This window comes from Pseudoxanthomonas gei (assembly GCF_010119615.1).
GTDB lineage: Bacteria > Pseudomonadota > Gammaproteobacteria > Xanthomonadales > Xanthomonadaceae > Pseudoxanthomonas_A > Pseudoxanthomonas_A gei.
The window spans coordinates 1-15,408 of the sequence record NZ_QOVG01000006.1 but is presented as its reverse complement, the minus strand read 5'-3'; the positions used below and the strand labels follow the sequence as shown (position 1 = coordinate 15,408).

The following is a 15,408-nucleotide window of genomic DNA, read 5'->3' as shown; positions in this document are numbered from 1 at the left end:
GGCGCGACGATATTGCTTGGAAGTTACTGACTGCCATTCGTGTGTTTCCTGCCCTCAACCCGGCAACTTGAAGTCGGCGACCGAGCGACGCAGCTCGGCCGTCAGCTCGGTCAGGTGGCCGATGGATTCGGCCGTCTGTCCCGCGCCCAGCGAGGTCTGCGAAGTGATCTGCCGGATCACACCCATGGTCTGGGTGATGTCGGTCGCCGCGGTGGACTGCTTCTGTGCGGCCGTGGAGATGTTCTTGATGAGGTCGTTGAGTGCATTGGAGACGCGCTCGATCTCGCCCAGCGCAGTACCCGCGTCCTCGGCCAGGCGGGCGCCGGAGACCACTTCGGAGGTCGTCTGTTCCATCGAACTGACCGCCTCGTTGGTATCGGCCTGGATGGTCTGCACCAGCGATTCGATGCGCCGGGTCGCACCGGAGGTGCGTTCGGCCAGTCGCTGCACTTCGTCGGCCACCACTGCGAAACCGCGGCCCGCTTCACCGGCCGAGGCCGCCTGCACGGCCGCGTTGAGCGCCAGGATGTTGGTCTGTTCGGAAATGTCGTTGATCAGCTCGACCACCGAACCGATCTCCTGCGAGGACTCGCCCAGGCGCTTGATGCGCTTGGAGGTTTCCTGGATCTGGTCGCGGATCTGGTCCATGCCGCGGATGGTCTCGCGGACCACGCCGGCTCCTTCGGTGGCGATCTGCACCGAGCGCTGCGCCACTTCGGCCGACTCGGTGGAGTTGCGCGAGACCTGGTCGATGCTGACCGCGATTTCGTCGATGCGCTCGGAGGCACTGTTGATCTGGTCGGACTGGTGGCCGGCGGCTTCGGCCAGCTGCAACGCGGTGGCCTGGGTTTCCTGGGTCGACGCGGCCACCTGCACGGTGGTGTCGTTGATGGTGGTGACCAGGTGGCGCAGTTCGTCGACGGCGTAGTTGATGGCGTCTGCGATGGCGCCGGTCATGTCCTCGGTCACCGTGGCCTTCACCGTCAGGTCGCCTTCACCCAGCGAGCTGATTTCGTCCAGCAACCGCATGATGGCCTGCTGGTTGCGGCTGTTGTATTCCACCTGCGTCTGGTAGCGCGATTCCTGCTCGCGCTGGCGGTTGCGGTACAGGGACCACAGCAGGCCGACGATGGACACCAGCGCGGCCAGGCCGGAGATGATGCCGAGCCAGAAATTGGGGAACAGGCGGGTGTCGCGCACCGAGCCGAAGGCCGAGAACGCGTCGAACAGCTTCTTGCTGTCTTCCAGCATCTTGCCCGAGCCATTGGTGATGGCAGCCGCGGCGGCCTGCGCGGCGAACAGGTTCTTGGAGCTGCCGGTGATGGCGTCCAAGTCCTTCTTCATCGCAAGCCACAGGGTCTGTGACTGCTGCAACGCCGACAACGCTCCGGCGTTGCGCAGGGGCGCGATGCCCAGGCTCTCGTTGCCGTTGCGCAGGCCGTCCAGCACCTGGCCGAACACCACCGCATCGCGTGCCAGCGCGTCGCCGGCCATGCTCGCGCCGCTGCCGCCGGCGCGCATTTCCGTCACGCGGCGGGCCATGGTGCCCGCGACCACGACCTGCTGCAGGGCGTTGTAGATCTGCGAGGACTGCGCCCCGCTGGCGGACATGGCACGCACCACTTCGTTCAACTGTGCCTGCAGCTGCGGCACCTGGGCGCTGAAGCGATCGGCGTTGCCGGCCAGCGCCAGTACCGCAGGCTCACTGCTGGCGAGCTGGTCGGCGCTCTTGCCGAGCGGCGCCCAGGTGGCCTCGAGGCGACCCAGCGCGCCAACCACGGCGCCCTCGCTGCCGAAGCGGCTGCGGAGCGTACCGACCGTCGATTCGATCTGCGACTTGGTGGCCTTGAAGGCCTTGAACGCCTCGGCGTCGCCCTCGACCGCTTCACGACCCTGGTTGGCCAGCTGCTGCGACAACACCTGCAGGTCGGCCGCGCCGGTGCCGGCGCCCGACAGGCGACTGCCTTCGTAGGTGGCCACGCCGGTGTTGGCGCCGAACAGGATCACCGACAGTGCCAGCAGGACCAGCCAGAAGCTGCTGCCCAAGCTGCCGAGTTTGCTGGCTTTGGGAGAATCCGGTGCAGTGCTCATCTTTCAAACCCCTGGAATTTGGACAAAGTGCAGCAATGATTCAAATCTGACTGGCCCGCACTCCCCGTGCGCCGCCAGAACCCCGACCCGGACTTCCAGGCCCTCCCTCGCCATCCCGCATCTACGCGCCGGATCGCGATCGCCACGTCCCTGGTGGCTTGCAAGGGCCGCGTGCCGCGACCCGGTATTACGTCCGCCCGCCGCTTTACAGCGCGGCCTGCCGGAATTCAGGCGTGCGTGCCAGCAACGAAAGCGCAAAGACTCCCCAGTCATGCTCCTCGCCCCGGAACGCCCGCTCCACGAAATGCGCATAACGCCCTTCCGCCAGCGAACCCGGCTCCACGCCCTGGTCCTCGGTGAAGCTGCGCTGCCCATACAACTCGTCGATGGTCAGGGCGACGTCGCCGCCTACCTGGCGCACCACCAGCACGCGCTGGCCTTCATGCAACACGGTGCGTTCGCCCTCGAGGAAGTACTTGAGGTCGATCACCGGGAACAGGTTGCCGCGCAGGTTGCCGATGCCCAGCAGCCAGGGCTGAGCACCCGGCACCGGGGTGGTCGGCGGGATCGGCACGATTTCCACCACGTCCTCGAAGCCGGAGACCAGGCGCCGCTGGCCGACCCGGTAACCGACTCCGCGCCATTGCTCGGCCACGGCTTCACGGGCGGGCAACTGCACGGCGTGGGCCAGGCTGCGGCGCTCGTACTCGGCCAGGATGTCGAAAGGAGTGCGGCTCATGGCGTCATCCCCCCCGGTCAGCCGACATGAGTACGGATCGCGTCGAGCAACTCTTCGCGGGTGAAGGGCTTGGTCAGGTACTGCTCGGAGCCGACGATGCGGCCGCGGGCCTTGTCGAACAGGCCATCCTTGGAGGACAGCATGATCACCGGGGTGCTCTTGAAGACCTGGTTGTTCTTGATCAACGCGCAGGTCTGATAGCCATCCAGGCGCGGCATCATGATGTCCACGAAGATGATCTGCGGCTGCTGGTCGGCGATCTTGGCGAGCGCCTCGAAGCCATCGGTGGCCGTAACCACTTCGCAGCCTTCCCGCTTGAGCAGGGTTTCAGCAGTGCGACGAATGGTTTTGGAGTCGTCAATCACCATCACCCGGAGGCCGCTGAACCCCCCGGCCGGGTTTGCCTGTTCTGTCATTTGCCGTAATTCCCCAAGCGCGGCGCTTCTTAATCGGCTCCGCTGCGAAGCATCTTATATCCCAGCACCGGCCCGTACTGTCAAGCTGCCCTTTCGACGGAGCCCAAGCTGAACACCGCGATGCGAGCTTCGTCGCATTTTTGCGCCTGCTAACATCAGGCCCGGAAAACCTACCGGATTGCCGCCTGCATGCCGCTCGATGTCGTCGTGGTGATGGACCCCATCGGGTCCATCAAGATCGCCAAGGACACCACTTTCGCCATGCTGCTGGAAGCCCAGCGGCGCGGCCACCAACTCCACTACGTGCTGCCCGAGGGCCTGTTCCTGCGCGACGGCAAGGCCCTGGCGCGGGCGGCCCCGCTTGCGGTGAAGGACGACCCCGCCGGCTGGTTCACCCTGGGCGAAAGCGCCGAGCTGGCCTTCGGGCCCGGCCAGGTGGTGCTGATGCGCAAGGATCCTCCGTTCGACGACCAGTTCCTCTACGACACCCACCTGCTCAGCATCGCCCAGGGCGCCGGCGCGCTGGTGGTGAATGACCCCCAAGGCCTGCGCGACTTCAACGAGAAGCTGGCGGCGCTGCTGTTCCCGCAATGCTGCCCGCCCACCCTGGTCAGCCGCGACCGGGCTGCACTGAAGGCGTTCGTGGCTGAACACGGCGAAGTGGTGTTGAAGGTGCTCGATGGCATGGGCGGCCGCTCGATCTTCCTGGCGCGCGCCGGCGACTCCAACCTCAACGTGATCCTGGAAACCCTGATCGGCAAAGGCAACCTGACCCTGGCACAGCGCTTCATCCCCGGCATCAAGGACGGCGACAAGCGCGTGCTGCTGGTCGACGGCGTGCCGGTCGACTACGTGCTGGCGCGCATTCCCCAGGGCGACGAATTCCGCGGCAACCTGGCTGCCGGAGGCCGCGGCGAAGGCCGCCCGATCAGTGAGCGCGACCGCTGGATCGCTGCCCAGGTGGCCCCGGAAATGAAGCGCCGCGGCATGCTGTTCGTGGGCCTGGACGTGATCGGCGACTACCTGACCGAGGTCAACGTCACCAGTCCCACCTGCGTGCGCGAACTGGATGCGCAGTTCGGGTTGAATATTGCAGGGATGCTGTTCGATGCGATCGAGAGCAAGCTCGCGAATGGGTAGTTGGAAGCGGGAGTTCCGCGCTGTTCCCTTCTCCCCTCGGGAGAAGGTGGCCGAAGGGCGGATGAGGGTACGGCGAAACCATGGCGTTTCACCTTCCATTATTTCGCCGTACCCTCACCCCAACCCCTCTCCCGACGGGAGAGGGGCTCTGAACTTCCGTTGAAATGTCCGCAGTCGTCGCCCCACCCAAAATTGGTTCCAGCGAACGCCTGACCGCCACCCTGGCGCTGTCGCTGATCGTGCACGGCATGCTGGTGCTGGGACTGGGCTTCAGCTTGGATGACGCGGCGCCGGTGGTGCCGACGCTGGACGTGATCCTCAGCCAGACCCAGACCCCGCTCACGCCCAAACAGGCCGATTTCCTGGCCGCGGCCAACCAGCAGGGCGGCGGCGACAGCGACAAATCCAAACGTCCCCGCGACAGCCAGGCCGGCTGGGTACCGCAGGCGCAGACTGGCGTGGCGCCGCAGCCGCTGCGCGCGCAGTCGCCAGACGTGACGCCGCCGCCGGAAGCACGAGTGATCACCTCTCGCGACACCGACACCACCGTGCCTCCACCGCAGACCCGTCCCGAGCCCGACCGCCCCGAGCTGCCGCGCGGTGACCTGAAGATTTCGCGCGATGCCGAGATGGCGCGCCTGGCCGCCGAGATCCACCTGCGCTCCGAGCTCTATGCCAAGCGCCCCAAGCGCAAGTTCGTATCGGCCAGCACCAGGGAATACGTGTATGCCAATTACCTGCGCGCCTGGGTGGACCGCGCCGAGCGCGTCGGCAACCTCAACTACCCGGATGAAGCGCGGCGCAAGCGCCTGAAGGGCCAGGTGGTGATCAGCGTGGCGGTGCGCCGCGACGGCTCGGTGGAAAACAGCCGCATCATCCAGACCAGCGGCATTCCCCTGCTCGACTCCACCGCCCTGCGCATCGTGCAACTGTCGGTGCCGTTCCCGCCGCTGCCGAAGACCGAAGAAAACATCGACATCCTGCACGTCACCCGCACCTGGCAGTTCCTGCCGGGTGGTGAAGTCCGCGACGAATGACGCCACCGCCGCACGCTGGTTTCACGGCGCGCGCACCCGGAACACCACGCTGATGCGCGGACCCTGCGCCCGCCGGGTCTTGGGAATCCCGTGCTCGTGGGTGGACTGGCAGGCGTGGCTCATGCACAGCAGGCTGCCGGGTTCCAGGTCCACGGCCACGGCACGGCGATCGCCTTCTTTCGCGCGGATCAGCATGCGCCGGGTATCGCCCAGCGAGACCAGCGCGATCGGCTGGCCGTCGGCCAGCGTAGGCAGTTTGTCGTTGTGCATGGCCACGCTGTCGTTGCCGTCGCGGTAAAGATTCAGGCCGGCGCTGTTGTAAGGCGCGGGCACCTGCCGGCCCACCCTGTCCAGCATCTCCTGCAGCGGCAATTGCGGCGGGAAAGCGCCCGCCCGGTACGACGCCAGCAGGCGTGGCACGTCGACCACGCGGTCATACATCGGCCGGCGCAGGTGGGTCCAGGCCGCGTGTGCATGCAGCGTCGCGAACCAGGCCTGCGCCAGCGGTGCTTCGATGAAGCCCGGCCAGTAGCGGATGCCGCCTTGGTCATCCTCGACCAGCTGCAACATGGGGCTTGGGAACAAATCGTTCTGGAACAAATCGTTTTGGAGCAGGCCGTTGGGGATCAGGCCGTTTGGGATCAGGCCGTTTGGGAGCAGGTCGCCTGGGAGCAGATCGCTGGTCGGCGCTGGTGCCGGGGCGTTGGCGTGCATCACTGGAAATCCCGCGATGAGGTGCGCAGGCTGCCCAGCAGTTCGCTGAGGTCCTGCATGTCCTGGGCGATCAGGTGGGCCACCCCATCGACCTGCTCCCAGCGCCCGCGCACGGCCAGCAGACTGGCGCCCAGCAGGGCCTTGCGCCGGCGCAGGGCGACGTGCTCCCACACCACCACGTTGACCATGCCGTGTTCGTCTTCGAGGGTGAGGAACATGGTGCCGTGCGCGGAAGCAGGACGCTGGCGGTTGGTGACCAGGCCCACCGCATGCACGTGGCTGCCGTGGCGCCGGTCCTGCAGCTCGCGTGAACCCAGCAGGCGGCGCGCGCGCATGCGTTCGCGCAGCAGGGACATCGGATGCGCGCCCAAGGTGAGCCCGAGCGCGCGGTAGTCCGACAGCACGTCCTCGCCGGTGGTCGGCGCAGCGAGTTCGATCACCTGTTCGTCCGGACTGCCCGGGAACAGCGGGCGCTGGCGCTCGACGCCGGCCACGATCCAACGCGCATTGTTGCGGTTGCCGACCAGCGCCTGCAGTGCGCCCGCCTCGGCCAGTGCATTGCGCGTTTTCTCGTCCAGGCCCGCGCGCAGGCACAGGTCGGACACATCGCGGAAAGGAATTTTCGCGCGCGCGGCGCTGATCGCATCGGCGACCTGTTCCGACAGACCAATGACCTGGCGCAGGCCCAGGCGGATGGCCGCCTGCGTGCCAGGGTCTTTTTCGCCCCGCCATGGCTGCCCGCCCACCAGCTGGTTGTCCCAGTCGCTGTGCATGACATCCACCGGCAGGAACTCCACACCGACCCGGCCACCCCGCGTGCGCCGTGCGTCCTGCATGATCTGGTTGGGTGTGTAGAAACCCATCGGCTGCGCATTGAGCAGGCCGCAGACGAAGGCCGCCGGTTCGTGCCGTTTCAGCCAGCAGCTGATCAGCACCAGCTTGGCGAACGAAGCGGCGTGGCTTTGCGGGAAGCCATAGGAACCGAAACCCTTGATCTGCTCGAAGATCTGCTCGATGAACTCGGGCGCGTAGCCCTTCTCCGTCATCCTCTCGCGCACGCGCAGGCGATGCGGTTCCATGTCGCCGCCCGACTTCCACGCCGCCATCGAACGCCGCAGCTGGTCGGCTTCGCCATCGCTGTAATCGGCCGCATGCATCACCAGTTCCATCACCTGTTCCTGGAACAGCGGCACGCCCAGGGTCGGACCCAGGATGTCCTTCATCTCCGGGGAGGGATAGGTGACGGTCTCGCGGCCCATGCGCCGTTGCAGGTAGGGATGGACCATGCCGCCCTGGATCGGGCCGGGACGCACGATGGCCACTTCCACCACCAGGTCGTAGAAACAGTTCGGCTTCAGCCGCGGCAGCATGCTCATCTGCGCGCGCGATTCGATCTGGAACACACCCACCGTGTCGGCGGCCTGGATCATGTCGTAGGTGGGTTGGTCGTTGTTGGGAATCCTGGCGATGTCGATGCTGTAGCCGCGATGTTTTTCCACCAGCGCCACCGCCTTGCGGATGCAGGTCAGCATGCCCAGCGCCAGGCAGTCGACCTTGAGCAGCTTCATGGTTTCCAGGTCGTCCTTGTCCCACTGGATGATGGTGCGGTCGTCCATGGCCGCGTTCTCCACCGGTACCACCGTCGACAACGGCGCGTCGGAAATCACGAAGCCACCGACGTGCTGGGAGAGATGGCGCGGATGGCCGTTCAATTGCGTGGTCACCGCCAGCACGCGCGCGATCAGCGGATTGGCGCAGTCGAAGCCGGCTTCGGCCAGGCGCTGGGGCATCGGCGTGTCGCCATTGCCCCAGCCGAAACAGCCCGACAGCAGTGCGATCTGGTCATCGGGCAGGCCGAAGGCCTTGGCCACGTCGCGCACCGCGCTCTTGCCGCGATAGCAGATGACCGTGGCCGCCAGCGCAGCGCGCGAGCGTCCGTACTTGGCGTACACGTACTGCAGCACCTCCTCGCGCCGCTCGTGTTCGAAGTCGACGTCGATGTCGGGCGGCTCGTCGCGCTCCACCGAAATGAAGCGCGCCATCAGCAGGCGGCTTTCGGTCGGGTTGACCGCGGTGATGCCCAGGGCGAAGCACACCGCCGAATTGGCCGCCGAGCCGCGGCCCTGGCACAGGATTTTCCTGCTGCACGCGAAACGCACGATGTCTTCGACGGTCAGGAAGAAGGCTTCGTACTGCTTCACCGCGATCAGCGCCAGCTCCTTGTCGATCTGCGTGACGATGTGCACCGGTACGCCATCGGGCCAGCGCTGGCGCATACCGGCTTCGGTCAGGGCGCGCAGGTGGGTGGCCGGCGTATGCCCCTTCGGCACCAGTTCGGCCGGGTAGCGGTACTGGATCTGGCTCATGTGGAAGGTGCAGCGCCGCGCCAGCGCCACCGACGCTTCCAGCAGGCGGTGCGGATGGATGTTGCCGAGCGCGCGGCGCGTGCGCAGGTGTCGTTCGCCGTTGCGGAACAGGTGCGCGCCGCACTCGGCCAGCGGCAGGCCATGGCGGATGGCCGTCATGGTGTCCTGCAGCACGCGCTGGCGACGCACGTCCATGTGCACGTCGCCACAGGCCAGCGCCTGCAGTTGCAGGTCACGCGCCAATGCCAGCAGCGAGGACAGGCGCGCTGCATCGTCTTCCTCGCGATGCAGTTCCACCGCCAGGAAGGCACGCGTATCGAACACCGTGCGCAGCCAGGCGCCCTGCTCTCTCTTTTCTTCGCACGCCGAAAGCCACAGCGCAAACACCCCCGGCGGGGTGTTGTGGAATTGCGCCTGCACATCGGCGCGGGTGAGCCGGTAACTGCCCTTGCCTGCCGCGCGCCGGGCCAGGGTGATCAGTTCGCACAGCTGGGTGTAGCCGGCCAGGGTTTCCACCAGCAGCACCAGGCGCAGGCCGTCTTCCAGCGTGAATTCGCTGCCCACCACCAGCTTCAGGCCGCTGGCGCGCGAGGCTTCGTAGGCGCGCACGATGCCGGCCAGCGAACATTCGTCGGTGATCGCCAGTGCCTCGTAGCCGCAAAGCACGGCGCGGGTGAACAGTTCCTCGGCACTGGCCGCGCCGCGCAGGAAGGAAAAATCGGACAGGCAGTGCAATTCGGCGTAGGCGGGAAACCCGTCTTCTACGGCCGCTTCAACCGTGTCGTCATTGGCAGCCACGCGCATGCGTCCGGCCACTTCCACTGCACGCGGCGGACGCCCGCCCGGCGTATCGCGATCGACGCCATCGATGCCATCGCCATTCATGCGAACCACCCGTGCAGCATCCAGTTTTCGCGTTCTCCCACCGCAGCGAAGGCCCAGGCACGCTGGCCCTGCGCGGTTTCCAGAACGTAGTAATCGCGGCGCGCGTCCTCGCCATCCCACCAGCCGCTTTCCAGGCGCTCGGGACCGGACACGATGCGCAGGTTATGGCCGCGCAGGGGAACGGGCTTCTGCAACAGCCACGCCGGCCGCGGCGGCAGCACCGGCGCCAGCAGCGGCCGTCCGTCATCGCGGCGCCACGCCCGTTCCGGGCGCGGGTCGCCGGCGGGCACGACCCGATACACCGCTCCGTCGCCCAGGCGTGCGCGCAGGCGTTCGCGCAACTGCGGCCATGGCAGCGCCTGCTGGGCGCGCGTATCGAACAGGTCGCGTGCTGCGGGAACGAACGGCGGCAGTTCGCGCGCCAGCAGGCGCATGGCGACCACGGGTTTTGGAATGGCCACGCGTTCCAGGCGGTTGCGGGTCAGTTCGAACAGCATCGCCGGTTCGCGTTCGGCCGCCAGCAGGCCGACCTCCACGTCGGTGTGCATGCCCTCCTCGTGCTCCAGCCGCAGCACGAAGCGCTGCACGCCGCCGTCGCGGATCGACAGGTACATGCACAGGTCGTTGATCAGGCGGCGCAGCGGGAACAACAGCGGCGGATGGTGTTCGACTTCGTAGCCCAGCTCGATGCGGCTGTCGAAATGATCGGGTGGCGCGTACAACTCCAGCGGATCGTCCTGCTCGCCGTGCAGGCGATCCAGGTGCTGCAGCAGTTCGACCCCGAAGCGCCGGCGCAGGCTGTCGCGCGGCAGGGCGCGCAAGGCACGCAGGTCGCGGATGCCCATGCGGTGCAGGCGTTCGCCGTGGCCTTCGGGCAAGGCGGCGCGACGCACCGGCACTTTCGCCAGCAGTTCGTGCATGGCCGGCGCCGAAGTCACCGCCAGTCCGTCGCGCAAGCCCGCCAGTACGCGCGCCGCGCGCGGGGTCGGCGCCAGGGCGATGCGATGGCTGAACCCCAGCGCGGTCAGTTCCTCGCGCAGGCGCGCCTCGAAGCGCGGCCATGGCCCCAGCAGTCTGAAACTGGCGCGAGCCTCCAGCACCACGCAACCGGGCCACTGCATGCTGACCAGCGAGCTGTGCCGGTAGGCCCACGCGGCCAGGAAGCGATGCCAGCGCGCTTCGGCCAGCGGGTCGTGGATGACGGTGGCCACGTCGGCGAGCAGCGCATGCGCGGCGGACAGGCGCATGCCCGGTTTCAGGCCGGCTTGTGCCGCACCGGGATTGACTGCATGCAGGTGGCGCAGGTGCAGCGGGCCGCTGACCAGGGCCAGCGGTTTTTCAGGGTCGGGCAAACGCCGCAGGACCGAATCCAGCGCCAGCTGTGGCAGCAACAGGCAGGCCCATAACATGCGCGTGGCTCAATGCATCGCCAGCGCAAACGTGCGCGCGGGCAGTTGCCCGCCACGACACTTGCGTACATGCCATTGCCCGACCGTGCCGGGGGCGGCAACACATTCCATGCGCAGCGCCGCGGGCGAGGCATTGGCCAGGTGGCGGCGATCGCGGAAGGCGAAGCCCAGGCAATCGCCGCTGTCGGCCGCGACCTGCAGGCGCCGCAGTGATTGCGTATCGGCATGGCGCGGCCAGCCCAGCACGGCGGCGCAGGCGCCACTGCGCAGGCACTGCTCGAACGCCCAAAGCGCATCGCGCGGTGTGGCTTCGACGATTTCCAGTTGCGACAGGTCCACGCCCGCCGCCTGCCAGGCCGGCGCATAGGGAATGTAGGGAGGCGCGATCAACACCACCGGCTGGCCGGCGCGGGTCATGCGCGCCAGCGTGGGCAGCAGCAGCTCCAGTTCGCCGACGCCATCGGCCGGCAACAGCAGCTCGGTCAGCGCCCGGCGCGGCCAGCCGTTCTGCGGCAGCAGTGCATCCAGGGCGGCATGGCCGGTGGGCTCGCCGTCGGCGCTGATCTTCGCGCTGCGCCCGGCATGCCACAGCGTCTGCGCGGCGAACAGGGTTTCCAGGGCCACCACCGCGCCCATCAGCCCTGCCTGACCAGTCCGCAGTACACGCCTTCGATGGCGAAGTCCTGGTGCGCTTCCACCACGATGGGCGCATGGGCGGGATTGCGCGGCAGCAGGCGGATGCTTTCGTGCCCACGCTCGAAGCGCTTGATGGTGATCTCGCCGTCCACCCGCGCCACCACCACCTGGCCGTTGCGCGCATCGGCCGTGCGATGGACGCCGACCAGGTCACCGTCGAGGATGCCGTCGTCGATCATCGAATCGCCCTGCACTTTCAGCAGGTAGTCCGGCGCCAGCGAGAACAGGCTGCGGTCCAGCCACAGTTGCTGGTCCAGGCCGATGTCGGCGCCGATCGGCACGCCGGCCGCCACCCGCCCCAGCACCGGCAGCGACAGCATCTGCCCCGGCCCGCGCCCGCCGACCAGGCGGATGCCGCGCTTCTGCCCTGGCGCCAGTTCGACCAGGCCGTCGGCGACCAGCGCCTGCACGTGCTTGTGGGCGGCATTGCGGGAAGAGAAGCCGAATTCGGCGGCGATTTCGGCCAGGCTGGGGCTCAGCCCCTGCCCTTCGATGCGGTCACGGAGGAAGGCCAGCACGGCGGCGCGTTGGGGAGGCAAGGTGTCCATAGGTGTACATTTGTACACCTTCGGGTCGCATCGGGCGAGACCTTTCCCACCGCGCCAGCCGTGGCCACCGGCCAGGGCGCGCCCGCCCGTCCCGGGACCCGGAATATGCGCGGGAGCAGGCCGGCAAGGACCGCCCGATGCCACTCCGGGCTTGCTGCGAGCCTGGGCTTGCTGCGAGCCGGGCGGTGGGCCGCTAACGACGCTGCGGGACCAAACATGACCCGTGCGCGGCCGCCGCGGCGGCATGGCTTGCCGCAGCGGGGCGCAAACACGGGAGGGGGTGCGGTTTCACGCCCGGGCTGGGCCTTGGCATGCACCATGCGTCAACGAGCCTCTATCAGAAGTTCGGCGCCGCGACTTGGCCGATGCCCGTGGTCTTGGTCCAACGCAGGGAATCCAGGTAATCGAAGTGAACTCCGTTCGCCCATCGCAGCCCATGTTGGCCGGCCTTTCGCCCGCCGATGACATGCCGCGACGGCTGGGTATCCCGCCTGCGGTCTGGGCGATGGTCGTGCTTGTCCTGGGCCTGCTGTTCACCGGCTGGGTGGCACGCCGCGAGTGGCTGGACGAGCGCGCCAGTGCGCGAGCCAGCTATTCGGTCGCGGCCGATGCCAGCCTGGTGCGACTGCGTGCGCCGCTGGAGAACGCCGCCCAGGTGCTGCGCGCGATGCAGACCGTGTTCCTTTCCAACGACCACATGGACCAGCCGCAGTTCGAGCAATACAGCCAGAACCTGCGCATCCCCGAAGCCCAGCCCGGTTACGTGGCCACCGTGTTCGCCCGCCGCCAGCCCGACCCGGGCGACCCGCAACGGGTGGCCTATCCCTACGAACTGGCCGCCCCGTTGCAAGGCAACCAGTCGCTGATCGGTTTCGACATCGCTGCCCAGCAACCCAACCTGCTGGCCCTGCAGCGTGCCCGCGACGCCGATGCGCCGATCATTTCGGCGCCGTTCGCGCTGCGCCAGTTCAAGGAATATGCGGGCCCGGCCGCGCTGGGCGTGACAGTGCGCCTGCCGGTGTATTCACGCGGCGCCATCCCCGCCGACGTGGCCGAACGCCGGAGCCGCGAAATCGGCGCGCTGGCGATCAGCCTGCGCCTGCAGCCGCTGGTCTACGAAGCGCTGGGCAGCGAGGCGATGGAACGCTTCCAGGTGCGCATCCGCGATGCCGATGCGCCGGCGGCCGGCTCCTTCTTCGACTCCGATCCGTCCTTCGTCAACGACGCCACGGTGCAGACGCGCATGCTGGAATTCGGCGGCCGTCGCTGGCAGCTGCAGCTGCGGCCGCGGGTGGCAGTGGCGGGAACCACCCGGGTGCGCAACCTGGCCATCGCCGGGGTGACCATCAGCCTGCTGCTGGCCGCGCTGCTGTGGTCGCTGTCCACCACGCGCCGGCGCGCGGTCAAGCTCGGCCAGCACATGAGCGAACGCTTCCGCGAGAGCGAAACGCGCTTCCGCACCCTCAACGAACTGCTGCCGGCGCTGGTGCTGCTGGCCGACGCGGGCGACGGCCGCATCGTCTACGCCAACCAGGCCGCGCGCCTGCGCCTGGGCGAGGCCACCGGCATGCTGCTGGCCGACGTGCTCGCCGACCCGGCCCTGCGCCAGCGCGCCGACGCGGCCAGCGGTCGCGAGAACTGGCCCAGCCAGGATGCCGCCCTGCTCGACCGCGACGGCAAGCCGTTCTGGGTCAACGCTTCCATCGCCCAGGTCGACATGGACGGGGTGCCGCACCGGCTGATGGTGGCCACCGACATTTCCGAACAACGCGAGCTCACCGAGCGCCTGATCCACCAGGCCAGCCACGACGCCCTGACCGAACTGTGCAACCGCCGTGAGTTCGAGCACCGCCTGGAACTGGCCCTGGCCGATCGCAAGCTGCATCCCGATTCGCGTCCGTGCGCGCTGCTGTACATCGACCTGGACCAGTTCAAGCTGATCAATGATGTCTCCGGGCACATGGCCGGCGACCAGTTGCTGACCCAGCTCGCCCTGGCCATGCGCCAGCAGCAGCGCGCCGGCGACGTGCTGGCGCGGCTGGGCGGCGACGAGTTCGGCCTGCTGGCCTTCGGCGTCGATGCCGAAGGCGCGCGCCGCCTGGCCGAACGCCTGCGCGAATGCATCGAGGCGCTGATGTTCTCGTGGGAATCGCACACCTACACCATCAGCGCCAGCATTGGCGTGGTGGTGGTCGACCATGGCGAACCCACCCTGAAGGACCTGCTGGCCTGGGCCGACACCGCCTGTTACCTGGCCAAGGAAAACGGCCGCAACCGCGTGCACGTGTACCGCGAGGACAACGAGACCACGCGGCGCCAGAGCGAGATGGAATGGGCCAACCGGGTGCGCTGGGCGGTCGAACAGGACCGCCTGCTGCTGGACTACCAGGAGATCGTGCCGCTGGGCGCCAGGGAAGAGGACGCGCCGACCATCGAGCTGCTGCTGCGCATGCGCGACGACCAGGACGGCATCGTGCTGCCCGGCACGTTCCTGCAGGCGGCCGAGCGCTACGGCCTGATGCCGGCCATCGACCGCTGGGTGATCCGCAACGCGCTGGCGCATTTTTCCGAACTGCACCCCTCCGGCGCACGCCTGGGCACCTGCGCCATCAACCTGTCCGGGGCTAGCATCGAGGACGAAGGCCTGGCCGATTTCATCCTCGGCCTGATCGCGCAATACGAAATACCGGCGCAGAAGATCTGCTTCGAGATCACCGAGACCGTGGCGGTGCGCAACCTGCTCAAGGTGGTGCAGATGATCGAGCGCCTGCGCGAGGCCGGCTGCCTGATCGCGCTGGACGATTTCGGCGCCGGCATGTCCTCCTTCGGCTACCTGAAGAACCTGCCGGTGGACATGATCAAGATCGACGGCAGCTTCGTGCGCGACCTGGACACCGACCCGATGAGCCACACCATCATCAGCGCCATCACCCAGATCGGCCACCAGCGCGGACTGAAGGTCGTGGCCGAATGGGTCAGCGCCAGCCACATGTCGGCGGCCCTGCATGCGCTGGGCGTGGACTACGGTCAGGGCTTCGCCCTGCACCGCCCCGAACGCGTGCTGTACCAGCGCCCGGAGTCGGAATCGCACCGCGCTGCCGGTCGATGATCGTTCGCCACGGCTGCCTCCACGCCTGATTGCAACCGGTTCGTGACGATGCGCCCGGTGCGCGGCCCGGCATCAAGCGTCCACGCAAATCACCCTCCATGCGCGATGCACGCACCGGGAAGGTGCAGGACCTCCTTGGGTGGCTGGTGACCCGAGGCGTCCCTGCACTGCGTTCCGTACAGGGGTTGGCCGGCACCCCGGCTCCACCCGGCCCGCCGCCAACCCGCTCCAGCTGCCGAGCGCTATGCTGCTTCCGCC

The 15,408-nt window shown here is 67.8% G+C and carries 11 protein-coding genes; 3 read left to right on the top strand and 8 right to left on the bottom strand.

Translation table 11 applies throughout. From position 1 onward, the window contains the following. Positions 1-54: 54 nt before the first annotated feature. The 3 genes from DT603_RS09780 to DT603_RS09770 form a co-directional block, all read right to left on the bottom strand. Positions 55-2,091 carry a methyl-accepting chemotaxis protein gene (locus DT603_RS09780; RefSeq protein WP_162349703.1) on the bottom strand — a complete coding sequence of 679 codons (2,037 nt, stop codon included), beginning with the start codon at positions 2,089-2,091 and terminating at the stop codon, positions 55-57. Positions 2,092-2,296: 205 nt separating this feature from the next. Beyond that, positions 2,297-2,830 (bottom strand): chemotaxis protein CheW, encoded by a 534-nt coding sequence (locus DT603_RS09775; RefSeq protein WP_162349702.1) that lies wholly within the window; start codon positions 2,828-2,830, stop codon positions 2,297-2,299. A gap of 17 nt (positions 2,831-2,847) precedes the next feature. Continuing rightward, positions 2,848-3,246, bottom strand: a complete 399-nt coding sequence (locus DT603_RS09770) for a response regulator (protein WP_162349701.1) — start codon at positions 3,244-3,246, stop codon at positions 2,848-2,850. Positions 3,247-3,435: 189 nt separating this feature from the next. Here DT603_RS09770 and gshB point away from each other — a divergent pair, with 189 nt between their 5' ends. Both gshB and DT603_RS09760 read left to right on the top strand, forming a co-directional pair. After that, positions 3,436-4,386 (top strand): glutathione synthase, encoded by a 951-nt coding sequence (gene gshB, locus DT603_RS09765; RefSeq protein ID WP_162349700.1) that lies wholly within the window; start codon positions 3,436-3,438, stop codon positions 4,384-4,386. 164 nt (positions 4,387-4,550) lie between these two features. Further along, the gene (locus DT603_RS09760; protein ID WP_162349699.1) at positions 4,551-5,423 is read left to right on the top strand and encodes an energy transducer TonB; all 873 of its coding nucleotides are present in this window, start codon (positions 4,551-4,553) and stop codon (positions 5,421-5,423) included. 21 nt (positions 5,424-5,444) lie between these two features. Here the strand turns inward: DT603_RS09760 and DT603_RS09755 are convergent, their stop codons facing one another. The 5 genes from DT603_RS09755 to lexA form a co-directional block, all read right to left on the bottom strand. After that, positions 5,445-5,993 (bottom strand): alpha-ketoglutarate-dependent dioxygenase AlkB family protein, encoded by a 549-nt coding sequence (locus DT603_RS09755; RefSeq protein ID WP_162349698.1) that lies wholly within the window; start codon positions 5,991-5,993, stop codon positions 5,445-5,447. Between the two features lie 143 nt (positions 5,994-6,136). Beyond that, the gene (locus DT603_RS09750; RefSeq protein ID WP_162349697.1) at positions 6,137-9,388 is read right to left on the bottom strand and encodes an error-prone DNA polymerase; all 3,252 of its coding nucleotides are present in this window, start codon (positions 9,386-9,388) and stop codon (positions 6,137-6,139) included. Continuing rightward, on the bottom strand, positions 9,385-10,797 hold the full coding sequence (locus DT603_RS09745) for a Y-family DNA polymerase (protein ID WP_162349696.1): 1,413 nt from the start codon (positions 10,795-10,797) through the stop codon (positions 9,385-9,387). The genes DT603_RS09750 and DT603_RS09745 overlap by 4 nt, the downstream gene beginning before the upstream one ends. 9 nt (positions 10,798-10,806) lie before the next feature. Next, positions 10,807-11,433: a translesion DNA synthesis-associated protein ImuA gene (gene imuA / locus DT603_RS09740; protein WP_162349695.1), complete on the bottom strand. Its 627-nt coding sequence runs from the start codon at positions 11,431-11,433 to the stop codon at positions 10,807-10,809. Next, positions 11,433-12,041: a transcriptional repressor LexA gene (gene lexA / locus DT603_RS09735; RefSeq protein WP_162349694.1), complete on the bottom strand. Its 609-nt coding sequence runs from the start codon at positions 12,039-12,041 to the stop codon at positions 11,433-11,435. The genes imuA and lexA overlap by 1 nt, the downstream gene beginning before the upstream one ends. Before the next feature lie 436 nt (positions 12,042-12,477). On the opposite strand from lexA, the gene DT603_RS09730 reads away from it, so the two are divergent. Next, on the top strand, positions 12,478-15,150 hold the full coding sequence (locus DT603_RS09730) for a bifunctional diguanylate cyclase/phosphodiesterase (protein ID WP_246191741.1): 2,673 nt from the start codon (positions 12,478-12,480) through the stop codon (positions 15,148-15,150). The last annotated feature ends 258 nt before the right edge of the window (positions 15,151-15,408 follow it).